General features: G+C 58.7%; 24 protein-coding genes. 15 read left to right on the top strand and 9 right to left on the bottom strand.

Annotated features, from left to right (window positions below; translation table 11 throughout):
- Nucleotides 1-13: 13 nt before the first annotated feature.
- Nucleotides 14-241 carry a YejL family protein gene (locus I6L34_RS19110; protein ID WP_005333874.1) on the bottom strand — a complete coding sequence of 76 codons (228 nt, stop codon included), beginning with the start codon at nucleotides 239-241 and terminating at the stop codon, nucleotides 14-16.
- 73 nt (nucleotides 242-314) lie between these two features.
- Between I6L34_RS19110 and yejK the strand changes: the two genes are divergently transcribed.
- From yejK to I6L34_RS19135, 5 genes are all read left to right on the top strand, one after another.
- Nucleotides 315-1,364 (top strand): nucleoid-associated protein YejK, encoded by a 1,050-nt coding sequence (gene yejK, locus I6L34_RS19115; RefSeq protein ID WP_005333872.1) that lies wholly within the window; start codon nucleotides 315-317, stop codon nucleotides 1,362-1,364.
- A gap of 408 nt (nucleotides 1,365-1,772) precedes the next feature.
- Nucleotides 1,773-2,954, top strand: coding sequence for a maltose/maltodextrin ABC transporter substrate-binding protein MalE (malE, locus tag I6L34_RS19120; protein ID WP_005333871.1), 1,182 nt, complete (start codon nucleotides 1,773-1,775; stop codon nucleotides 2,952-2,954).
- Nucleotides 2,955-3,029: 75 nt separating this feature from the next.
- Complete coding sequence (gene malF, locus I6L34_RS19125; protein WP_005333870.1) at nucleotides 3,030-4,682, top strand: maltose ABC transporter permease MalF; 1,653 nt, start codon at nucleotides 3,030-3,032, stop codon at nucleotides 4,680-4,682.
- A gap of 12 nt (nucleotides 4,683-4,694) precedes the next feature.
- Entirely contained in the window at nucleotides 4,695-5,585 is an 891-nt protein-coding gene (gene malG, locus I6L34_RS19130) for a maltose ABC transporter permease MalG (protein WP_005333868.1), read from the top strand.
- Nucleotides 5,586-5,653: 68 nt separating this feature from the next.
- Nucleotides 5,654-6,790, top strand: coding sequence for an ABC transporter ATP-binding protein (locus I6L34_RS19135; RefSeq protein ID WP_005333867.1), 1,137 nt, complete (start codon nucleotides 5,654-5,656; stop codon nucleotides 6,788-6,790).
- A gap of 112 nt (nucleotides 6,791-6,902) precedes the next feature.
- Here the strand turns inward: I6L34_RS19135 and ppk2 are convergent, their stop codons facing one another.
- Nucleotides 6,903-7,718, bottom strand: coding sequence for a polyphosphate kinase 2 (gene ppk2, locus I6L34_RS19140; protein ID WP_069529166.1), 816 nt, complete (start codon nucleotides 7,716-7,718; stop codon nucleotides 6,903-6,905).
- A 128-nt stretch (nucleotides 7,719-7,846) separates the two neighbouring features.
- Between ppk2 and I6L34_RS19145 the strand changes: the two genes are divergently transcribed.
- Nucleotides 7,847-8,647: an alpha/beta fold hydrolase gene (locus tag I6L34_RS19145; protein WP_058059009.1), complete on the top strand. Its 801-nt coding sequence runs from the start codon at nucleotides 7,847-7,849 to the stop codon at nucleotides 8,645-8,647.
- Nucleotides 8,648-8,761: 114 nt separating this feature from the next.
- Here the strand turns inward: I6L34_RS19145 and I6L34_RS19150 are convergent, their stop codons facing one another.
- From I6L34_RS19150 to I6L34_RS19160, 3 genes are read right to left on the bottom strand one after another with little or no spacing between them, the layout of a single operon-like run.
- Entirely contained in the window at nucleotides 8,762-9,568 is an 807-nt protein-coding gene (locus I6L34_RS19150; RefSeq protein ID WP_021230832.1) for a MipA/OmpV family protein, read from the bottom strand.
- A 35-nt stretch (nucleotides 9,569-9,603) separates the two neighbouring features.
- Nucleotides 9,604-10,674, bottom strand: a complete 1,071-nt coding sequence (locus tag I6L34_RS19155; protein ID WP_005333851.1) for an AI-2E family transporter — start codon at nucleotides 10,672-10,674, stop codon at nucleotides 9,604-9,606.
- A 25-nt stretch (nucleotides 10,675-10,699) separates the two neighbouring features.
- A complete protein-coding gene (locus I6L34_RS19160) occupies nucleotides 10,700-10,933 on the bottom strand; it encodes a sulfurtransferase TusA family protein (protein ID WP_005361432.1) in 234 nt (77 codons plus the stop codon).
- 121 nt (nucleotides 10,934-11,054) lie between these two features.
- On the opposite strand from I6L34_RS19160, the gene I6L34_RS19165 reads away from it, so the two are divergent.
- Nucleotides 11,055-12,509: a M48 family metalloprotease gene (locus I6L34_RS19165; RefSeq protein WP_005333848.1), complete on the top strand. Its 1,455-nt coding sequence runs from the start codon at nucleotides 11,055-11,057 to the stop codon at nucleotides 12,507-12,509.
- Between the two features lie 100 nt (nucleotides 12,510-12,609).
- Here the strand turns inward: I6L34_RS19165 and I6L34_RS19170 are convergent, their stop codons facing one another.
- Nucleotides 12,610-13,092, bottom strand: coding sequence for a TlpA disulfide reductase family protein (locus I6L34_RS19170; RefSeq protein WP_058056151.1), 483 nt, complete (start codon nucleotides 13,090-13,092; stop codon nucleotides 12,610-12,612).
- A 60-nt stretch (nucleotides 13,093-13,152) separates the two neighbouring features.
- Here I6L34_RS19170 and arsC point away from each other — a divergent pair, with 60 nt between their 5' ends.
- Complete coding sequence (gene arsC, locus I6L34_RS19175) at nucleotides 13,153-13,503, top strand: arsenate reductase (glutaredoxin) (RefSeq protein ID WP_005352924.1); 351 nt, start codon at nucleotides 13,153-13,155, stop codon at nucleotides 13,501-13,503.
- Nucleotides 13,500-13,883, top strand: coding sequence for a DUF2069 domain-containing protein (locus tag I6L34_RS19180; protein ID WP_005352922.1), 384 nt, complete (start codon nucleotides 13,500-13,502; stop codon nucleotides 13,881-13,883). The genes arsC and I6L34_RS19180 overlap by 4 nt, the downstream gene beginning before the upstream one ends.
- Before the next feature lie 56 nt (nucleotides 13,884-13,939).
- On the opposite strand, the gene I6L34_RS19185 is transcribed toward I6L34_RS19180, so the two are convergent.
- Both I6L34_RS19185 and I6L34_RS19190 read right to left on the bottom strand, forming a co-directional pair.
- A complete protein-coding gene (locus tag I6L34_RS19185) occupies nucleotides 13,940-14,548 on the bottom strand; it encodes an ACP phosphodiesterase (RefSeq protein WP_058056152.1) in 609 nt (202 codons plus the stop codon).
- Nucleotides 14,549-14,675: 127 nt separating this feature from the next.
- The gene (locus tag I6L34_RS19190; RefSeq protein WP_141108856.1) at nucleotides 14,676-14,936 is read right to left on the bottom strand and encodes a hypothetical protein; all 261 of its coding nucleotides are present in this window, start codon (nucleotides 14,934-14,936) and stop codon (nucleotides 14,676-14,678) included.
- Nucleotide 14,937: 1 nt separating this feature from the next.
- Between I6L34_RS19190 and I6L34_RS19195 the strand changes: the two genes are divergently transcribed.
- Both I6L34_RS19195 and iadA read left to right on the top strand, forming a co-directional pair.
- Nucleotides 14,938-15,717, top strand: coding sequence for an ABC transporter substrate-binding protein (locus tag I6L34_RS19195; RefSeq protein WP_026034932.1), 780 nt, complete (start codon nucleotides 14,938-14,940; stop codon nucleotides 15,715-15,717).
- A gap of 66 nt (nucleotides 15,718-15,783) precedes the next feature.
- Nucleotides 15,784-16,914: a beta-aspartyl-peptidase gene (iadA, locus tag I6L34_RS19200; RefSeq protein ID WP_075115578.1), complete on the top strand. Its 1,131-nt coding sequence runs from the start codon at nucleotides 15,784-15,786 to the stop codon at nucleotides 16,912-16,914.
- 97 nt (nucleotides 16,915-17,011) lie between these two features.
- Here the strand turns inward: iadA and I6L34_RS19205 are convergent, their stop codons facing one another.
- Nucleotides 17,012-17,914 carry a lysine exporter LysO family protein gene (locus I6L34_RS19205; RefSeq protein ID WP_216956954.1) on the bottom strand — a complete coding sequence of 301 codons (903 nt, stop codon included), beginning with the start codon at nucleotides 17,912-17,914 and terminating at the stop codon, nucleotides 17,012-17,014.
- A 533-nt stretch (nucleotides 17,915-18,447) separates the two neighbouring features.
- Here I6L34_RS19205 and I6L34_RS19210 point away from each other — a divergent pair.
- The 4 genes from I6L34_RS19210 (at nucleotide 18,448) to I6L34_RS19225 (ending at nucleotide 21,689) form a co-directional block, all read left to right on the top strand.
- Nucleotides 18,448-19,218 (top strand): ABC transporter ATP-binding protein, encoded by a 771-nt coding sequence (locus tag I6L34_RS19210; protein ID WP_005337310.1) that lies wholly within the window; start codon nucleotides 18,448-18,450, stop codon nucleotides 19,216-19,218.
- Between the two features lie 49 nt (nucleotides 19,219-19,267).
- On the top strand, nucleotides 19,268-20,041 hold the full coding sequence (locus I6L34_RS19215) for an ABC transporter substrate-binding protein (RefSeq protein WP_005337307.1): 774 nt from the start codon (nucleotides 19,268-19,270) through the stop codon (nucleotides 20,039-20,041).
- 211 nt (nucleotides 20,042-20,252) lie between these two features.
- On the top strand, nucleotides 20,253-20,993 hold the full coding sequence (locus tag I6L34_RS19220) for an ABC transporter permease (protein WP_005352911.1): 741 nt from the start codon (nucleotides 20,253-20,255) through the stop codon (nucleotides 20,991-20,993).
- A gap of 3 nt (nucleotides 20,994-20,996) precedes the next feature.
- Nucleotides 20,997-21,689 (top strand): ABC transporter permease, encoded by a 693-nt coding sequence (locus I6L34_RS19225; protein WP_005337302.1) that lies wholly within the window; start codon nucleotides 20,997-20,999, stop codon nucleotides 21,687-21,689.
- Nucleotides 21,690-21,804 lie beyond the last annotated feature (115 nt).

Here is a 21,804-nt window from a genome sequence, read left to right on the forward strand (position 1 = left end):
CAGAGTCGGGGACTCAGTGTGCGTCGTGGCGATTATCGACCGATGCGGTCAGGGCCTGGACAAACTTTTCAGTGATGGCCTGGCGCTGGGCCGGTGCCATACCGTTGATGATATTGGTGGTCAGATTGCCAAGCACCATAAGGCTGAGATCCACCGGCGCTTTATGCTTTTCCAGCGCGGTGATCAGGTCGTTCATCAGGGCGTCAAATTGCTCGTTATTGTACTTTGATACGATAGGCATAATCTTCAGTTCATCTCGGTTCAAAGCGCCTTATAATACTTCACCCTTTCGGCTAACACTATGGCTTTGTGACATGAGTCTCGATATCGACAAGATCATTCTTCACTCCTTGCGCCAGGGCGGCGATGGTCAACCCCACGCCGATACCCGCAGCCAGACCCTGCCCCCTGATGAGGCGGTACAGGGACTGATGGCGGAACTGCATCGGATCTACAACGGCAAGGGCGGCAAGGGCTTTGGCTTCTTTGCTGACCCCGAGGCCGCCGTCGCCGAGCTGGCCGACGGTGAAGAGGCTCCCAAGCAGCCTTCACCCGCGTTTCGTATCGCCCTCGAACAGCTGCTCGACGAGCAGACCGAATTCGTCCCCTTCTCGGTCACTGTGACCCAGATGCTGGTCAAGCAGCTGGTGGAGCACGCCCTCGATGAGCAGGGGGTGCTGCTGTTTGCCAAATATAACTACGTCGGGGTCGATTATCTGCTAATTGCTCTGCTGGAGGGCAAGGAGAGCGTCACCGTCAGCGAAGCGCTGGAATTACGCCATATCCAGTATCTGGATATCGGCAAACTCAATCTGGTGGCCCGCATTGATTTGACCGAATGGAAAACCCAACCTGATTCGCGCCGCTATATCACCTTCAGCAAGGGGCGCATTGGTCGCAAACTGGGCGACTTCTTTATGGATCTGCTGGGTGCCCGCGAGGGCATGGATGCCAAGGTACAAAATAAAGGCTTGCTGCAGGCGGTCGAAGATTATTGCGACAGTCGTCAGCTCGAACCGACCGAGCGCAATGACTATAAAAAGCAGGTCTTCAAATATTGCACCGAACAGGCGAGCGCCGGTGAAGAGATCGAAATCAAGGAGCTGTCTGCAGAATTGCCCGGCGACGGTGACCTCGATTTTTACAGCTTTATCGGTCAGGAGTATGAGCTGGAAGAGCGCTTCCCGGCGGATCGCTCTACCCTGCGTGGTTTGACCAAGTTTGTCGGCTCCGGCGGCGGTCTGACTCTGAGCTTTGAGCAGAAGCTGTTGAACAGCCGGATCTTTTACGATCCCCAGACCGACACCCTGACCATCAAGGGTGTGCCGCCCAATCTCAAGGATCAGCTGCTGCGCCAGTCGTAGTCATGCTCCCGAGTGTGATCAACTCGTCATTTCTGGCAAAAAGAGACTCCGCCCCGGCGGGGTCTCTTTTTTTATTGCGCCCGGGCAGACCTCGAAACTGGCGCGGTACTTTGTTAACAAATCAAACAAAATAAACCATCTGAAAGGGTTTTCATTGAGGTGAAAACCCTTTCACTCATGAAATTTTATTTCATTTTGGTAATTATTATTCTGTGGTTGTCTGGAATTAAGCCGATAAATGGCCGTAATTCCCTGAAATAAGAAAATGTTTTCAAAACTTTCTGGAAGGAAATACGTAATTGCATTTCAAAAATGCGAGTTGCGTCATGTGAGCCGTTTGCCGCTTGGGATAATATTCATCTCGCACACAATGCTCTTACAGCGCGGAACTAATACAAGGAAAGGCTCATGAAAAAGAAATTGCTGTCATCCCTGATCGGTCTGGCCACTCTTGGCGTCGCTTGCTCTGCTACTGCTGCCATCGATGAAGGCCAGCTGACCATCTGGATCAACGGTGACAAGGGATACAACGGTCTGGCTGAAGTGGGTAAGAAGTTTGAAGCAGAAACCGGCATCAAGGTTACTGTGGCTCACCCGGATCAGGTTGAAGTGAAATTCCAGCAAGCCGCCGCCACTGGCAACGGCCCGGACATCTTCTTCTGGGCTCACGACCGTTACGGTGAGTGGGTCAAAGCCGGTTTGCTGGTTCCGGTAACGCCGAACGCTGCCACCAAAGGCAAATTTGAACAGCTGGCATGGGATGCCATGACTGTTGATGGCAAAACCTATGGCTACCCGGTTGCCATGGAAGCAGTCAGCCTGATTTATAACAAGGACCTGCTGCCCGAGCCGCCGAAAACCTTCGAAGAGATCGCCAAGATTGACGAGACTCTGAAGAAAAACGGCAAGCGCGCCATCATGTGGGCTTATGACACCCCGTACTTCAGCTATCCGCTGGTGGCTGCCAACGGTGGTTACGCCTTCAAGAAAACCGCTACCGGTTATGACGTCAAAGATACCGGCGTGAACAACGCAGGTGCCAAGATGGGCGTGGGCTACATCTCCGAGATGATCAAGTCCGGTCACCTGGAAAAAGGCATCGACTACGGTGTGATGGACGCCAAGTTCAACAAGGGCGAAGTGGCCATGATGATCAACGGTCCCTGGGCCTGGAGCAACCTGGACAAGAGCGGCATCAAGTACGGCGTAGCGCCGCTGCCGACCCTGAACGGCAAGCCGGCCAAAGCCTTCGTTGGCGTACTGGGTGCCACCATCAACGCCGCCAGCCCGAACAAGGATCTGGCTATCGAGTTCCTGGAAAACTACCTGCTGACCGATGCCGGTCTGGCGCCGGTTAACGCCGACAAGCCGCTGGGGGCCGTTGCGCTGAAATCCTTCCAGAAGACCCTGGAATCCGATCCGCACATCAAGGCTACCATGCTGAACGCCCAGGCTGGCGAGCCGATGCCATCCGTTCCCGAGATGAGCCGTTTCTGGTCTTCCTTCGAAACTGCCCTCAAGAACGTGACCTCCGGTCGTCAGGGTGTTGACGAAGCTCTGGATACCGCTGCCAAGCGTATCGTTCAGTAAGCACGCACTACCCGGGAGGCCGTCATGGCCTCCCACTCTCTCAAATCTCTCTTGGCGTTATAAAGGTTAATTGGCATGGAAGTAGTACCTTCTGTTGAGTCCTATGCCGGTCCGAAGGATAAGCACACCTGGCTTAAGTGGACCATAGCGGCCCTGGTTGCCATCCTCAACGGCTACGCAGCCGTGATGATGTACGCCAGTGGCGAGTGGGTATTCGCGCTGCTGGATCTGGTGGTGGTTTCCGTCGGTCTGTATGTCTTCATGAACAAGAAGACCTATGCCCATCGCTACATCTTTCCGGGTGTTGCGGGCATGGTTGTGTTTATCATCTTCCCTCTTGCCTACACCATTGGCATTGCCTTCACCAACTATTCGGGGTCCAACTTGCTCTCCGTGGAGCAGGCGCGGGACTACCACCTGAAGAAAACCTACAAGGTGGCGGGCGGTGAATTCGATTTTACCCTGCTGGGTGGCGACAATGGCCAGTTCCAGCTGCTGCTGACACAGGATGATCAATCCTTTATCAGCCAACCTGTTTCCCTGATGACCAACAAGGCCCGTGAGCTGGCGTCCCGCGAGGGCCGTGTGCAGAACACCCAGCAAGTGGTCGAGCTGCAGCCCTTCACTGGCGAAGCTGCCAGCAAGGCCGCACCGATCCGCGCCATTGTTGAGCATCGTACTCATCTGAGTGACCTTGATCTGGTACTGCCGGATGGCGGTACCCACCTGACCCTGAGCAGTCTGCGCAAGTTTGCCGCCCAGAAGCAGCACTACACCCGTCTGATGGATGGTGCCGTGCTCAAGTCCGGCGTGGTGATCAAAGACAGCAACCTGCTGCGTGATACCCAGAATGGCGAGCTGATGCTGCCCAATGGCGAGACCGGCTTCTATCAGTACATCGACGAACAGGGTCAGTTTGTCGGCAAGGGTATTGCTCCGGGCTTTGTGGTGAGCGTCGGTTGGAAGAACTTCGCGCGCATCGTCACCGATCCGGGCATCCAGTCACCCTTCCTGCAGATCTTCATCTGGACCGTGATCTTCTCAACCTGCTCCGTCGCTTTCACCCTGGCTATCGGCATGGTGCTGGCCTGTCTGGTGCAGTGGGAAGAGCTCAAGGGGCGCGGTTTCTATCGGGTCATGTTGATCCTGCCCTATGCGATCCCGGCGTTTATCTCCATCTTGGTGTTCAAGGGGTTGTTCAACCAGAACTTCGGTGAGATCAACATGTTCCTGGAAGCGGCGTTTGGCATCAAGCCGGACTGGTATACCAACCCCTTCCTGGCCAAGGTGATGATCCTGATTGTCAACACCTGGCTCGGCTACCCCTACATGATGATCCTCTGCATGGGCCTGCTCAAAGCCATTCCGGAAGATCTCTATGAAGCGTCTGCCATGGACGGTGCCGGCCCAGTACAGAACTTCTTCAAGATCACCGTGCCGCTGCTGATGAAGCCGCTGACACCGCTGTTGATTGCCTCGTTCGCCTTCAACTTCAACAACTTCGTGCTTATCCAGTTGTTGACCAACGGTGCGCCGGACATCATCGGCGCCAGCACCCCGGCCGGTACCACCGACTTGCTGGTGAGTTATACCTACCGGATTGCGTTCCAGGGATCGGGTGGTCAGGACTACGGTCTGGCCAGTGCCATCGCCACAGCTATCTTCCTCATCGTGGGTGCGCTGGCGCTGCTCAACCTGAAATTGTCCAAAGCCGACAAGCAGCTGTAAGGAGGCTTCAACATGGCAATCGTACAACCCAAATCAGTCAAATACCGGGTGTGGGCAACCCACCTGGTCATGTGGGGCTTCCTGGCGCTGATCATCTTCCCGTTGATCATGGTTATCGCCATCTCGTTCCGTAACGGTAATTTCGCGGTAGGGGAGATCATCCCCTCCAATCCGACGCTGGATCACTGGAAGCTGGCGCTGGGCATGTCCATCACCAACGCCGACGGCAGCATCACGCCGCCGCCGTTTCCGGTGCTGACCTGGTTGTGGAACTCCATCAAAATCGCCGGCATCACTGCCCTGATGATCGTGACGCTCTCCACCACTTGTGCTTACGCCTTTGCCCGCCTGCGTTTTCGTGGCAAGTCCACCATCCTGCAGGGCATGCTGATTTTCCAGATGTTCCCGGCGGTGTTGGCGCTGGTAGCCATCTACGCGCTCTTTAACAAGATTGGTGACTATATTCCCTGGCTGGGTCTCAACACCCACGGTGGCCTGATCCTGGCGTACATGGGGGGGATTGCCCTCCACGTCTGGACCATCAAGGGCTACTTCGAGACCATCGACTCCTCCCTGGAGGAGGCTGCGGCCATCGACGGGGCGACCCCGTGGCAGGCATTCCGTCTGATCCTGTTGCCTCTGTCGGTGCCCATCCTGGCGGTAGTGTTTATTCTGGCCTTTATCGGTTCCATTACCGAGGTGCCCATGGCCTCCATCCTGTTGCAGGATGTGAACAATCTGACCCTGGCGGTCGGGGCCCAGCAGTACCTCTATCCGCAGAACTATCTGTGGGGTGATTTCGCGGCGGCCGCAGTGCTCTCCGGTTTCCCCATCACAGTGGTCTTCCTGCTGGCACAGCGCTGGTTGGTTGGTGGTCTGACTGCTGGTGGTGTGAAAGGTTAAGTTTATGGCCGGGGGAGCTGACTCCCCCCGCTATCACGATTTGCAAAGATTCAAGAGCGGAGCTCGTCATGGCTGAAGTAGTACTCAACAACGTTCGCAAAAATTACGATCCGGCTGTTCACAAGGACACCCTGCGCAACATCAACCTCTCCATCAAGGAGGGCGAATTCATCGTCTTCGTCGGCCCGTCCGGCTGCGGTAAATCCACCCTGCTGCGGATGATCGCGGGTCTGGAAGACATCACCAGCGGTGAGCTGACCATCGGCGGTCGCTACATGAACGACGTACCGCCGGTAGAGCGCAACGTCGGCATGGTGTTCCAGTCCTACGCCCTTTATCCGCACATGAACATCTACGAGAACATGGCCTTTGGTCTGAAGCTCAAGAAGATGGACAAGGAGAACATCCACAAGCGGGTGATGCGCGCCGCCGAGATCCTGGGTCTCGAGCCGCTGCTGGACAGAAAGCCCAAGGCGCTCTCCGGTGGTCAGCGTCAGCGTGTCGCCATCGGTCGCTCCATCGTGCAGCAGCCGCAGGTGTTCCTGTTTGACGAGCCGCTCTCCAACCTGGATGCCGCGCTGCGGGTCAAGATGCGGATCGAGATCGCCAAGCTGCACAAAGAGCTTAACTCCACCATCATCTACGTGACCCACGATCAGGTGGAAGCGATGACTCTGGCCGACAAGATTGTTGTGCTGAGCCCGCTCAAGGCCGAAGCTGCCACCAACCTGGAACAGTTCGGTTCACCGCTGGATCTCTACCACAACCCGGACAACAAGTTCGTGGCGGGCTTTATCGGCTCTCCCAAGATGAACTTCCTGGCGGGCGAGTTGCTGGAGATTGGCGAGCAGGAGTGCCTGGTCAAGTTGACCTCTGGCGATACCGTGCGGGCCCGGGTCGATGCCCGCAGTGGCGCTGTGGGTGACAAGGTGGAGCTGGGTATTCGCCCCGAGCACCTGATGCCGCTGGATCACCCCCATGCGCACAGCAAGGTGAGCGGGATCGTGCAGGTGGCCGAGCACCTGGGTGCCGAGTCCTTCGTTTATATGGATGTGGATGGTCACGACTTTACCGTCAAGGCCACCTCGGATGTGGATGTGGCGACCGGTCAAACCTACAGCGTGGGTATCCCGGCCGAAGCCTGCTACCTGTTCGATGCCAAGGAGCAGGCGTTCCCCCGTACCGCCAAATATATCCGTACCTGATTTTTTGTTGTGCTGGTTTTCCTTTCTTAATAATCAATGCCTTTTTGCCGGTCGTCAGACCGGCTTTTTATTGCCTGCGATTTGAACATGCAGATAGGCAAGGTAGCCCGGTTCAAGCCTCGAGTTCGGCGGTAATATCGGGCACAAAGGTCTGGCTGGCCAGCGGCGGGCGCTCATACCCTTCGGTCTTGATGGGGGGGAGCTTGATAGGCTCGTAGTGGATCGCCTCGTAGGGCACCTTGCTCAGCAGATGGGCGATGCAGTTGAGGCGAGCACGGCGCTTGTCGTCCGCCTCCACCACGAACCAGGGGCAATCCTCGGTGTCGGTGTAGGTGAACATGTCATCCTTGGCGCGGGAGTATTCCACCCAGCGCGAGCGGGACTGCAAATCCATCGGGCTGAATTTCCAGCGCTTGATGGGGGTGTTGATCCGCTCCTTGAAGCGCTTCTCCTGCTCCTCGTCGCTGACCGAGAACCAGTATTTGATCACCGTGATGCCGGAGCGGATCAGCATCCGCTCAAACTCGGGGCAGGCGCGCAGAAACTCGCGATACTCGGCGTCGCTGCAAAATCCCATCACCCGCTCGACTCCGGCCCGGTTGTACCATGAACGGTCAAACAGCACCATTTCGCCAGCGGCGGGCAGGTGGGCCACATAACGCTGAAAGTACCACTGGGAGCGCTCCCGATCGGAGGGGGCGGGCAGCGCCGTGACCCGGCAGACCCTGGGGTTTAGCGGCTCGGTGATCGCCTTGATGACGCCCCCTTTACCGGCGGCGTCCCGTCCCTCGAACAGCACCACCACCTTCAGTCCCTCCTGCTTGACCCACTCCTGCAGCTTGACCAGCTCCTCCTGCAGATGGGCAAGGTGGTGCTCGTAGCACTTCTTGTCCAGACGCGGCCGCTTCTTGCTCTTCTCCTTCGCCATGGGCTTCTCCTTTTGGCATCCTTTCATGGGTGACTTCTTTGAGTCACTGTCAGCTTGCACCAGGGAGGCGTCACCTGCCAAGGGGGACGTGATACACTGCCCGCCCATCGCTGGCAACAGGAGATAACATGAAGCATTTTATGGAGATAGCGGGCCGTCGGATGGCCTATCTGGACGAAGGGCAAGGGCCGGTACTGCTGTTTGGTCACAGTTATCTGTGGGACAGCGCCATGTGGGCGCCGCAAATCGAGGCGCTCAAGGGCAGCTATCGCTGCATCGTTCCCGAGCTGTGGGGCCACGGTGATTCCGACCTGCTCCCCGAAGGTGGCTGCACCCTGGCGACTCTGGCGCGGGATCACCTGGCGCTGCTCGATGCCCTCGGGGTTGACGAGTTCGTACTGGTGGGCCTCTCCATCGGCGGCATGTGGGGTGTTGAGCTGGCGCGCATGGTGCCAAACCGCCTTAAGGGTCTGGTGCTGATGGACAGTTTTGTCGGCCTGGAACCGCAGATCACCTGCGAGCGCTACCTCGGCATGCTGGCGATGATCGAGCAGCTCGGCACCGTGCCGGCGCCCATCATCGAACAGGTGGCGCCTATCTTCTTTGCCAGCCAGCCTGATGAGGCGCTGATGAGTGGCTTCAAGGCGCGCCTCGCTGCCTGGCCAAAGGATAAGATTGCCGCCATGGTAGCGGTGGGCCGCAGCTTTGTGACCCGCGAAGATCGTATCGAGTGGCTGGAGGAGATCACCACTCCCGCGCTGGTGATGACCGGCTGCGAGGACAAGGCCCGTCCGGTGCTGGAGGGCTATCTGATGGCCGAGGTGCTGGGTTGCCCGTTCAGGGAGATCCCGATGGCTGGCCACATCTCATCGTTGGAAAATCCGGCCTTCGTCAATCAGCAGCTGGCCGATTTTCTGGCGACGCTGTAAGCCTGAATAGGCAGCTTGAGCAGGCTGTACTACCAGCCTGATGATGGCCGTGAAAAAGGGAGCAGAGGGCTCCCTTTTGTTTGGTCGTGTCTCACGGTTCAAGACTCATAACTGTTACCAGATATAGCCCAGCGCAAAACCCGCATAAAGTTCGCCATCGTGCTGGACGATGGGGCTGTTTTTGATGTCCCGATCATACCATTCGTAGTTCATGGCAAACATGCCAATCCAGTTGGGGCTGAAGCGGTAGCTGGTGATGAGGGCCGCCATCGGGGAGAGGGTGGTGCCGGTATCCCAGGCGGGCCGCTGGGCGGTTGCCTCGCTCTCGGAGATGCCGCCAAAGTAGTAGTTGGCCATCTTGTCGCTGCGCAGCATCAGCCCCATCCCCGGCATGATCAGCAGGTTGTCGCGCAGGATGGGGAAGTCGGCCCACAGTAGCAGCTCCTGCCCCTTGCTGCGGCCGGTGACATCGCTGTTGGCCCGCACGGTCAGCAGGGCATAGGGGGTGATGATGTTGCCACCGATCCCGCCCTCCAGTTGCCATTTTCGCTGCTCCATGCCAGTAAAGGCCGGAGAATCCTCGGGATCCAGATTGCCAAAACGGACCCGGCCATAGCCGTAGAGGGCCACGTTCTCATCCTTGTGGAAGTAGTAGCGGGCCCGATCTCCCAGAAACATAAAGTCGTCGCCGAAGTAGATAAAGCCGGGGATGGCGTAGAGGGCGTTGTCCTGCGCTTCATAGCGGGCTTGTCCCCCGATGAGCGCCGCTCCGGCGACAAAGCCCTGTGGCACCGGGCTGGTAGGGCTGTCGCTGGTGAGCAGATCCATGGCGCCAAGATCGATATCGGCACGCGCTGGGAGGGCGGCAGCGAGGAGCAGGGCCGTCAGCCCTGCCGCTCTGATTTGACGAAAAAAGGTCATGGACACTCCGTTGTCACGATTGCAGGGGAAGCAGGTTATTTTGCGGCACCGGGCATCTCTTCGCGTTTTGGCCAGGCATTGATCACCGCCTTGACCAGGGTGGCGAGGGGAATGGCGAAGAAGACTCCCCAGAATCCCCACAAGCCGCCGAAGACCAGCACGGCGATGATGATGGCCACCGGATGGAGGTTGACCGCTTCCGAGAAGAGCACCGGTACCAGCAGGTTGCCATCGAGGGCCTGAATGACCAGATAAGCTACCATCAGCCAGGCGAACTCGGGGGTGAGCCCCCACTGGAACAGGGCGACCATGGCTACCGGTACGGTCACCACGGCAGCGCCGATATAGGGGATCAGCACCGAGAAGCCGACCGCGACAGCCAGCAGCACCGAGTAGCGCAGTCCCATCAGGGCGAAGGGAACATAGGTGGCGATGCCGACGATGAGGATCTCGATCACCTTGCCGCGGATGTAGTTGATGATCTGGTTGTTCATCTCGACCCACACCCGGTTGACCAGGGTGCGGTTGCGCGGCAGGAAGCGGCGCAGGCTGCCCATCAGTACCCGCTTGTCTTTGAGCATAAAGAAGACCATCAGCGGCACCAGAATGAGGTAGATCATGATGGCGACCACGTTGACCAGCGAACTGAGGGAGGCGCTCACCAGATGCTCGCCGCCACTGAGGATGCGCTGGCGAATATTGTCGATGACGGTCTCCACCAGACTGACGTCGATGAGCTCGGGGTATTTGTCCGGCAGGGTGCGCACATAATCCTGAGCGTGGGTCAGCATGGCCGGCGCCTCTTTGGCCAGATTGATCCCCTGACTGACCAGCGTCGGGATAAGACCCAGCAAGGAGGCGACTGCTACCGCAATAAAGAGGATCAGAATGACGCTGGTGGCCAGGGTGCGCGACAGCCCCGCTTTTTGCAGCCGGGCGACCGGCCACTCCAGCAGATAGGCCATTACCAGCGCCACCAGCAGGGGGGCCAGCAGATCGCCAAACAGCCAGATGATGGTGAAGCAGAACACCAGCAACAGGAAAAGGGTAACGGCATCGGGATCGGAAAAACGGGTCTGATACCAGCGCTTCAATACTTCTAACATGACGGCATCCTTACATCACTGGGGCTCAAGATGGTTGTTTCGCCCCGACAACCAACTGCAAAGAGAGGGTATTGTCCGGTTGTTGCTGCATCTCGACATGGTGGCCCTGACGGTGCAGATAGGCCGGAATATCCTGCCGGGAGCCCGCATCGGCCAGCCGGATGGTGACGGTTTGACCGCTTTTGGCCCCCCTTAACCAGAGCTTGAGCCGGATCAGCGGCTCGGGGCAACGCCAGGGGGTCAGGTCGAGAATTTCCATGGGGTCTCCATCAGGCAGGTGGCTGCTATTATGGCCGTGATAAGAGCGTGAAACAACGCTTGTAGCCCTTGATGGGCAAGGGTATTCTGCCGAGGCCCTTTCTGATGGAGATAGAGATAACGTGGCACGTTTTTCCCCCCTGATGGCATCGCTTCCCCTGCTGGCTTCCCTGATGGGCGCCACGTTTCATGCCGAGGCCAACAATCAGCTTCCCGACATCGGCACGGCCGGGGTTGCTGCCCTGCCCATCGAGCAGGAAGTGCGTTACGGCAACGCTTTTATGCGCTTTGCCCGTGCGGGTCTGCCGATCATCGATGATCCGGTGCTGAGCCAGTACATTGATGATCTGGGTCAGCGATTGCTGACCAACGCAGATGGGGTGCGTTTCCCGTTTACCTTCTTCCTCATCAATGATCCCAGCATCAACGCGGCCGCCTTCCTCGGCGGGCGAGTCAAGGTGCACACTGGCCTCTTCCTCTACGCCGACAGCGAGAGCGAGCTGGCCTCGGTGCTGGCCCACGAAATCACCCACGTGACCCAGCGCCACATCGCCCGTTATATGGAGGCGCAGGCGAGCAGCTCGGCGGTGACCCTGGCCGGTCTGGTGGGCTCCATCGCGCTAGCGGTGATCAACCCGACTGCCGGTATCGCTGCGTTGCAGACCACGCTGGGTCTCTCCATGCAGTCGGCCATCAACTACACCCGCGACAACGAATATGAAGCGGATCGCATCGGCATGAAGACGCTTTATGATGCCGGTTTCGACCCCATGGGGATGGCCAACTTCTTCCAGAAACTGGCTGCCGAGTACCGTTACGCCAGCAAGCCGCCGGAAATGCTGCTCACTCACCCGCTGCCGGAGACCCGGATCAGCGAGGCACGCGCCCGGGCGGGCAGCTATGGCCGCCGCGACTTGCCGCCCAGCCTCGACTTCTGGCTGGCCAAGGTGCGGATTCAGGTGCGTTTTGGTACCGATACCCCGCAGGGGCTGCTGAGCTACTTCGATAGCCGGATCCAGAAGGGGGATTACCCGCTCAAGGATGCCGCCATCTATGGCAAGGCGCTGGCGCTGATCCAGCTCAAGCGCACCGACGAGGCGGATACCCTGATGCAGGAGCTGGCGGCCCGTCATCCGGAAGATCTCTTTATCGTCGATGCCCAGACCGACATCGATCTGGCCAAGGGGCGCAGCGCCCAGGCCATCGCGCGCCTCGAGAAGTTCCGCAGCCGGATGCCGGATAACGAAGTTGTGGTGGTCAACCTCGGCAACGCCTACCTCGAGAGCGGCAACTACAAGAAGTCCATCGCCATCCTCGACCCCTATGCCCGTGCCCATGAGGAGAACAATCTGGCCTGGAACCTGCTGGCCGATGCCTATCGCAAGGCGGGCAGAATGACCGAGCTGCATATGGCGCGGGCCGAGATGCTCGCGCTGCGCGGGGATTATCAGGCGGCCATCGACGAGCTGATCGTGGCGCGCGGTACCACCAGCGACCGGATGACCCTGGCTCGTCTGGAGGCGCGCATCACCGAGCTGGAGCGGGCCAAGAAGGATCTCGACAGCCTCAAGGGCTAACGAAATCTGGCATTGGCCTATCAAACAAGGGTGCACCACGGTGCGCCCTTGTTGTTTATAGCGATGATGTTGATGTGGGTTACATTGATAGTGCGACGAGTTAGTGATTCAGGCTGCTGGCGGTCGCCTTGAGCATCTCGATCTGCTGCTGGTCTAGCTCGCCGACCAGCGTCTGCTTGAGCTTGCCCTCGCTATCGAGCAGATAGCTGGTGGGCAGGCCGCTTGGGCGCGGGAAGGGAAGCCTGGCATCTTCATTGGCAATAAGGAGCGGCACCTTGATGTGGTACTGCGCGGCCAGCTTGCCCAGCTCTGCCGGGGTGGTCGGGTCGTAGTTGATGGCCACCACTGTGATCTGGCCTTCTGCCGCCAGCGCGTTGAGGCGCGGCATCTCCCGCAGGCAGGGGGCGCACCAGGGGGCGAAGTAGTTGACCAGCAGCGGCTTGCCGGCAAAGTGGCGCAGGCTGACCGACTGCCCTGTTGCATCGGTAAATTCGGGGGCTGGCGTGCAGGCGCCCAGCATGCCAGCCACAATCAGCCAACAAATTCGTTTCAATTCCTTTCCACTGCCGCTTACCCTGACCATCACTTTCCCCTACAATAGCGCCGTTTCTAGTCCCATCTTGCGATTAATCAGGGAGTTACCATGAGCGAGACCCAAATCTACCACAATCCGCGCTGCTCCAAGAGTCGCGAAACCCTGGCCCTGCTGGAACAGCACGGGATCGCCCCTGATGTGGTGTTCTATCTGGAGCAGGCCCCGAGCGAAGATGAGATCCGCAACCTGCTCTCTCTGCTCGGTTTTAGCGATCCCCGCCAGCTGATGCGCACCAAGGAGGATCTCTACAAGGAGCTGGGATTGGCAGGTGTCAGCGGCGATGCCCTCGTCCGCGCCATGCATCAGCATCCCAAGCTGATCGAGCGTCCCATCGTCATCAAGAACGGTCAGGCCCGTATTGGTCGGCCGCCGGAGCAGGTGCTGGAGATCCTCAAGTGAGCACCCGCTTCGCACGTTGGCTGACTCTGGTCGGCTTCTTCGGTCTGCTGTGTTGGGTCATCCTCTGGCATCTGTGGCTGTCGCCCCATCCGGACCTCAACCCCTGGCTGCTGCCGGTGATCTGGACGGTGCCGCTGCTCTTCCCTCTCAAGGGGATAGTGCAGGGCAACCCCTACACCCACGCCTGGGGCAACTTCGTGTTGATGCCCTATTTCCTGCACGCCCTCACCCTGATCACCACGGATGAGGGGGAGCGGTGGCTGGCGGTGGTGGAGCTGGTCTTCACCACTCTCGCCTTTGTCGGCACCATCTATTACGCCCGACTGCGTGGTCGGGAACTGGGCTTAAGCATTCGCAAAAAGAAAGACGAAGCCAACTGATGACAAACGCCCCGCAAGGGGCGTTTTTTATGGGGAAGCAGCGCTATCCAGAGGGATCACTGTGCCCCTTGGGCTGCCCGATATTGGGCCAGCTGCTGCTGGCTAAAGGCCATCAGCTGGGGATAGAAGCGCAGAAACCCAGCCTCGCATGTTTGCCACTGCGATTCATCGAGGGTCAGCAGCGCCTCTCCCAGTTGTACCGGGCGGCGCAGTCGGCGACCGATGCCATTTAGCGCTTGCCCCAGCCCCTCCCTGTGGCGGTAGGAGGCGATCCAGTTTTGCTCGGCCATCCGCTTGAGGGGGAGTGGCAGCCCATCCTGCAGGCGTGGGTGATCCGCCAATAGCTGGTCATAACTGCGTTGCAGGAAGCGGGGCAGGGGCTCGGTACTGAACAGCTCCCAGTGCTGACTCAGCCAGTGGTCGTAGATCATATCCACCACTATGCCGCCAAAGCGGCGCCAGGGGGCCTCGAAACAGGCGACGGCCGCCTTGTGCTCGGGGTGGCTGTCGGTGAAAGCGTCAATTTTGCGGTGCAGCCAGATCCCCTCATCGAAGTGGGCGGCAAGCCCCGTGGGCAGCGTGCCTTTGACGAAATCGCCGAGCAGATTGCCGGTGAGGGAGCTTCGGGTGTGGGCAGCCAGATGGAGATGGGCCAGAAAATTCATCGGTCGCTGTGGGTCTGTTATGGGATGGCAAGGTGCTTCGAGCCTAACGGATCCCGCCCGCCTTGACCATGATCTGGATTTTGCTACTGCCCTGCGGCTGCCTCTTGCCGGGCAAAATTCGGGCGTGCTAAGGTGATGCCATTTTTGTCACAGGACGCGACAAACCACCATGATGCGCAAAGCCAGAGGCTTTTTTCTGGCCTTCTACTTCAAGCCTTTCTATCTCTCCGAGTGGTTCGACGAATAGATCGAACCCCTGGAGCAGTTCACTGACGCCCGCTCGGGCGTGATCTCGCTCATCCAGATTTTGCCGCTTTTGGTCATCGCATGCTTTCGCCTGCGGTGCCTTGTCCGCGCCTGTGCGCTTTTTATGTAATGGAGTACTCATGATGAAGATCAGACTGACCCTCTCAGCCCTGTTTGTTGCCAGCCTGCTGGCCACCCCCGCCATGGCCAAGGAGTGGAAAACCGTGCGTTTCGGGGTGGAGGGGGCCTACCCGCCCTTCTCCTGGACCGATGCGTCGGGCGAGATCAAGGGGTTTGATATCGATCTCGCCAACGCCCTGTGTCAGCAGATGGCGGTCAAGTGCGAGCTGGTGGCGCAGGATTGGGACGGCATGATCCCGGCCCTGCTGTCGCGCAAATACGATGCCATCATCGCCGCCATGTCGATCACCGACGAGCGGCGCCAGAAGGTCGACTTCACTGAGAAATATGCCCATATTCCCAATCGTTTTGTGGCGGCCAAGGGGACCGAGCTGACGCTGACCCCGGAAGGCATGGCGGGCAAGCGCATCGGTGTGCAGCGTGCCACCACCCACGACAAGTACCTGACCGACAATTTTGGCTCGAATGTCACCATCGTCCGCTACGGCAATGCCGATGAGGCCTATCTCGATCTGAAAGCGGGTCGGGTGCTGGCCCTGTTGGCCGATGCCTCTGCCATTGAGCAGGGACTGCTTGGCAAAGAGGGGGGCGACAAGTTCGACTATGTGGGGCCCGCCCTGACCGATCGCCAGTGGTTTGGTGATGGGATGGGGATCGCCGTGCGCAAGAGCGATAAGGAGCTCAAGGGCAAGCTGGACGAGGCGATCAAGGCCCTGCGTGCCAATGGCACCTATCAGCAGATCAACCAGAAGTACTTCAAGTACGATATATATGGTGGTTGACGGGGGGAGGGAGCTTGCTCCCTCTCTTTTCATTGGACAAGCGACAATCGTGCAAGGAGGATCGCCATGTTGACCCTGATCGAGGGAGCCGAGATCTTCAGCCCCACCCACCTTGGCCAGCAGGATCTGCTGGTGGCCGATGGCCGTATCGCCTGGATGGGCAAGGGGTTGACGGTGCCCGCAAACTGGCCGTTGCACAGGGTCGATGGTCGAGGCCGCTATCTGGTGCCCGGGCTGGTGGATCCGCTGGCCCATATCACCGGCGGTGGCGGTGAGGGGGGCTTTGCCTTTCGCACCCCTGAGCTGTCGGCGAGCGAGGCGCTCAAGGCCGGCGTCACTACCCTGGTGGCGGCGCTTGGCACCGACAGCCTGACCCGCACTCCCGCGCAGGTGCTCGGCAAGGTGCGCGAGTTTCGCGCCGCCGGGGTGAGCGCCTTTATGTATACCGGCTCTTACCATCTGCCGGTCAAGACCCTGACCGGCACGGTGGAGTCGGACATCATCCTGATCCCTGAGGTATTGGGGGTGGGGGAGGTGGCCATCAGCGACCACAGATCCAGTGCGCCGACCCACGATGAGCTGGCCAGGCTTGCCAGCGAGGCGCGAGTAACCGGGCTGCTTGCGGGCAAGAGCGGGGTCAGCTTCTTCCATGTCGGGGATGGCAAGGGGGCATTGGCCCCCCTGCGGGCCCTGCGCGATGAGACCGACATTCCGCTGCGCCAGCTCTATCCCACTCACTGCAACCGCAACCCCTGGCTCTTTGCCGAGGCCATCGAGTGGGGCAAGGCAGGAGGTTGGGTCGACCTCACCACCTCGAGCTTTCCCGATCTGCTGGAGGATGGCGAGCGGCTTGCCGCCGATGCGTTTCTCGAGCTGCTGGCCGCCAATGTGCCTGCCGATCGCATCACCTTCAGCTCGGATGCCAACGCCAGCCTGCCGCGCTTTGATGGCGAAGGGCGGCTAATCGAGATGCGCTGCGGCCAGATTGCCAGCCTGTGGCAGCAGTGCGTGCGCGCGACCCGGCTCGGTGTCTCGCTGGAGAGGGCATTGGCCGCGGTGACGAGCAATCCGGCACAGGCGTTGGGGCTCGGCAGCAAGGGGCGTATCGGGGTCGGGCAGGATGCGGATCTGCTGCTGGTGCACGATCGGACGTTTGCTATCGAAAGGGTGATGAGCGGCGGCCAGTGGCGCAAATAATGCTGCGAGCAATATCGCAGCCAGTGCGTGGTTGCTCCAAACAGCAAAAGCCCGACAACAAGGTCGGGCTTTTTTATCTGCAATGTGGGAACAAGGCTTAGATCGCCAGAAATCCGAGGATCAGGATGGGGCCGAGCAGGCTCAGGATAAAGCCGGAGACAATGGCCACCGGCACCACCTGAATGCCCCCTGATTTCTGGATAACCGGCAGGGTGAAGTCCAGCGCCGTGGCGCCGCCGTAACCGATGGCCGCCGAGGGGTGGCGGCGCATCAGGACCGGGATGATCAGAATGGCGATAAGCTCGCGCCCAAGATCGTTGATAAAGGCAGCAGAACCGAGCACCGGCCCCAGTTTGTTGGCCACCAGAATGCCGGAGAGCGAATACCAGCCGAAGCTCGAGCTCATCGCCAGACCATGGGCAAAGGGCATGCCCAGCAATTGGGCCGCCAGCAGGCTACCCAGCCAGCTGCTGAGGATGACGGTGGCGGCGATTTTCATCCCCCAGGGGTTGAGCAGGATCTGGCGCAGCCGCATGCCGGAGTTGCGCATCTGCACCCCGATGAGAAACAGCAGCAGCATCAGGGCCCACTCGCTCCACTTGTCGATGGGCAGGGCGCGCAGATCCACCAGTAGACCCAGCAGCACACCGCCGAGCACCACAAAGCAGAGCTGCAGGGATTCCCACAGCAGGTGTAGCTTGCTCGGCATCTTGGTATCACTCGCCTCATGGGTCGGCGGTGTGCGCTTGTCGAGCCACCAGAGGGCCAGCAGGTTGCAGACCGTGATCGCGGTCAGCATCACCCCGGCGACCTTGAAGATCACCGCCAGATTGCTGCCCAGGTTCTCCACATAGGCAAGCCCGAGCCCCATCAGAAACAGAATGAGGTAGACCATCTTGCCCAAACTCTGGTTGACCAGCTTGATCAGCCGGGCAGAGGAGAGGGGAACCAGATAGCCGATTGCCAGTGGCAACAGGATCAGCAACACATTGAGCAGCATCGAAGCCTCGATCACAAAAACTGATAAAAACACCACCTTATCATTACTTATTGGCTCTGTGTCACATATCTCTCGCTTTCATGGCCGAAAACAGCCCTTTTGGGGGCTGATTGTTACTTTTTTGCCACAACCTTTCTGTTTGATAAGGTTCTGTGCGAGCCCGAGTGCACCAATGAAATCAAGTTGATCCAATCGGGGGGCTGATATTTCGCTCTGCAAGGGGGTGCATAAAGCCATTTTGGTGCCGGTTTGGCACACATCACGCTTTTCTCTTGCCACTGATATGATTGGGGTATAAAAAGGCGTTATCGGAATAGCCATTGAAACGGCTTTTTATGCAAACAAAGTGCTGAAAAATACGCAAAGAGCGAATAAAAATAGAGCGAATACCCTGAAGACCCTCGTTCTGTATTGTTTTTTCACTATCTGGGTGATATTTTCGCTGAAGGTTGCCATCGGTTAACTTTTTGTTAAATAGATGATGGTTGAGTCACGCCCCCTGCGGCGTCTAGGGACAGACAAGGTTGTAATGGATGAGCGACGTTGCCGCACTGGAAGTACGTGATCTGCACAAATATTTTGGCACCCACGAAGTGCTCAAGGGCATCGACATGACCGCCCACAAGGGGGATGTGATCTCCCTTATCGGCTCCTCCGGCTCGGGGAAGTCGACCTTTCTTCGCTGTATCAATCTGCTTGAAACCCCCTCATCCGGCACCGTCTCGCTCCATGGCGAGCTGATCCGGATGAAAACCAGCCGCGCCGGCGAGCGGTTGCCCGAGGATATGCGTCAGGTGGAGCGGATCCGCAGCCGACTGGCCATGGTGTTTCAAAGTTTCAATCTCTGGTCACACATGACCATCATGCAGAACATCATCGAAGTGCCAATCCAGGTGCTCAAGGTGCCTCGCGCCGAAGCATTGGCCAAGGCAGAGCAACTGCTCAACCGGGTTGGACTCTGGGAGCGGCGTGACTACTATCCCGGCCACCTCTCCGGTGGTCAGCAGCAGCGAGCCGCCATTGCCCGTGCGCTGGCGGTAGAGCCCGAGGTGATGCTGTTCGATGAACCCACCTCGGCGCTGGATCCCGAGCTGGTGGGAGAGGTGCTCGGCCTGATGCGCGAGCTGGCCGAAGAGGGGCGTACCATGCTGGTGGTGACCCACGAGATGTCGTTTGCCCGGGATGTGTCGAACAAGGTGATGTTTCTGCATCAGGGGCGGGTGGAAGAGGAGGGCAACCCCAAGGAGATTTTCGCCCATCCCAAATCCGAGCGGTTCAAGCAATTCATCTCCTCCATCTACTGATGGCGGGATGCCTGGTTACCCAATCAACTGTTTTATCAAGGAGAGATACATGAACAAGCTGATGCTGGCGACAGCCGTAGTTACTGCCCTCGCGTCTGGTAGCCTGATGGCCAAGGAGTGGAAAGAGGTCCGGATCGGGGTTGAGGGTGCCTATCCCCCCTTCTCCTGGACCGAGCCCAGTGGCGAGGTGAAAGGCTTTGATATCGACATCGCCAACGCCCTGTGCGAAGAGATGAAAGTGAAGTGCACCCTGGTCAAGCAGGACTGGGACGGCATCATTCCGGCGCTGCTGTCACGCAAGTTTGACGCCATCATCGCCACCATGGACATCACAGAAGAGCGCAAGAAGAAGGTGGACTTCACCCAGAAGTACCAGCACATTCCGGCCCGCTTTGCCGCCAAGAAGGGCACTGATGTGCAGCTCGACAAAGCCTTTATGGAAGGCAAGTCCGTCGCGGTGCAGCGTGCGACTTCCATGGATACCTTTATTACCGACAACTTCCCCAACGCCACCATCAAGCGTTACGGCACGGCCGATGAAGCTTATCTCGATCTGAAATCCGGTCGTGTGGACTATGTGCTGGCCGACTCTGCCGCCATCACCGACGGTCTGTTGAAGAAAGAGGGGGGTGATGCCTTCGAATTCGTCGGCCCGAAACTGACCGATCCCAAGTGGTTTGGCGAGGGTGCCGGTATTGCGGTGCGCAAGGCTGACAAGGATCTGAAAGAGAAATTCAACGCCGCCATTCTGGCGCTGCGTGCCAACGGCAAGTACAAGGAAATCAACGACAAGTACTTCGAGTTCGACGTTTACGGAGAGTAAAACAAAGAGGCGTTTACGGCGAGTAAGTCCAAAGACGTCTACGGCAAGTAACGACAGGTTGATCCCGTCAGTAGTCATCGGGCCCGTCACCTCCCTGAGGGAGTTTACGGGCCCGCATTGATTGCAATGGAGCTGCACATATTTCATTCGGACTGCTATGGAGCCTTCTGGTTAGCAGGTGCGTGAAGATTCAGTGGCGATGGAGCTGCATATGTTTGATTTGAAAGGATACGAAGCCTCGCTGCTGGAGGGCGCCTGGGTCACCCTGGAAGTGGCGCTGGCCTCCCTGCTGCTGGCGTTGCTGCTGGGGATGCTGGGGGCGCTGGCCAAACTCTCTCCCTACAAGTGGGCCCGGGCCATCGCCACCGGCTACACCACCATTATTCGCGGTATCCCCGATCTGGTGCTGATGATGCTGCTCTTCTTTGGCGGCCAGGTGCTGATTAACGGCATCTGCACCTGGGTCAACGAGACTTACAACAGCTGGTTACTGGAGAGCAATCCCAATCAGGAGTGGGTCTCCCTGCTTCCGGACTATATCGACATCAGCCCCTTTGTGGCCGGTGTCGCGACCATCGGTTTTATCTTCGGCGCCTACATGACCGAGACCTTTCGCGGCGCCATTCTGGCGGTGGACAAAGGTGAGCTGGAGGCCGCACGGGCTTTTGGCATGCGGGCTACCCAGGTGTTTGTGCGGATCCTCTTCCCCCAGATGATGCGCCACGCTCTGCCCGGGTTTGGCAACAACTGGCTGGTGCTGCTGAAAACCACCGCGCTGGTCTCCATCATCGGCCTTGATGACATGGTGCGCAAAGCCTCGCTGGCGGCGGGCTCGACCCAGCAACCCTTCACCTTCTACATGGCGGTGGCGTTGATCTTCCTGATCTTCACCGCAGTCTCCACCTCGGCGCTCAAGTGGGCCGAGCGTCATTACGCCATCAAGACGAGGTAAGCCATGGATTTCTCAATCATTCTCAAAGAGTGGCCCACCTACTGGGAGGGGCTCTATACCACCGTCTGGCTGGTGGCCCTCTCTCTGATCCTTGGGTTGATGCTGGCGGTGCCCATGGGCATTCTGCGCAACAGCCGCAACTGGCTGATCAAGGGGCCGATCTGGGCCTATATCTACTTCTTTCGCGGCACCCCGCTGCTAGTGCAGCTCTTTATCATCTACTACGGCGCCGCCCAGTGGGAGTGGCTGAAGAACAGTGCCGCCTGGTCGCTCTTCTCCGAAGCCTGGTTCTGTGCGCTGCTGGCTTTCACCCTCAATACCGCCGCCTATACCGCCGAGATCGTGCGCGGGGCGGTGCACAACATGCCGCGCGGCCAGATTGAGGCAGCCAACGCCTTTGGCATGACCCGCTGGCAGACCCTGACCCGGATCATTTTGCCCAACTCGTTTCGTCGGGCACTGCCGGCTTACAGCAACGAGGTGATCTTCATGCTGCAAGGCTCGGCGGTGGCGGGCATCATCACCATCGTCGATCTGACCGGCGCGGCGCGGATCATCAACTCTCGCTACTACAGTCCGTTCGAGGCCTTTTTGACCGCAGGGCTGCTCTATATGCTGCTCACCTTTGTCATCGTCTGGCTGTTCAAAAAGTGGGAAGCGCGCTGGCACGCCCACCTGCGCCCGCGCAATGTGTAAGGGTTGACCTGCCAATATGAGCGAAAATGGCTCCGCCTGTTGCAGGCGGGGCCATTTTTTATCTTTATCCTCTGCCCGCCCGGTTTGCCAAATAGTGCCCGAGCAGGGAGAATGC

It is taken from the genome of Aeromonas sp. FDAARGOS 1404 (genome assembly GCF_019047085.1).
GTDB lineage: Bacteria > Pseudomonadota > Gammaproteobacteria > Enterobacterales > Aeromonadaceae > Aeromonas > Aeromonas veronii.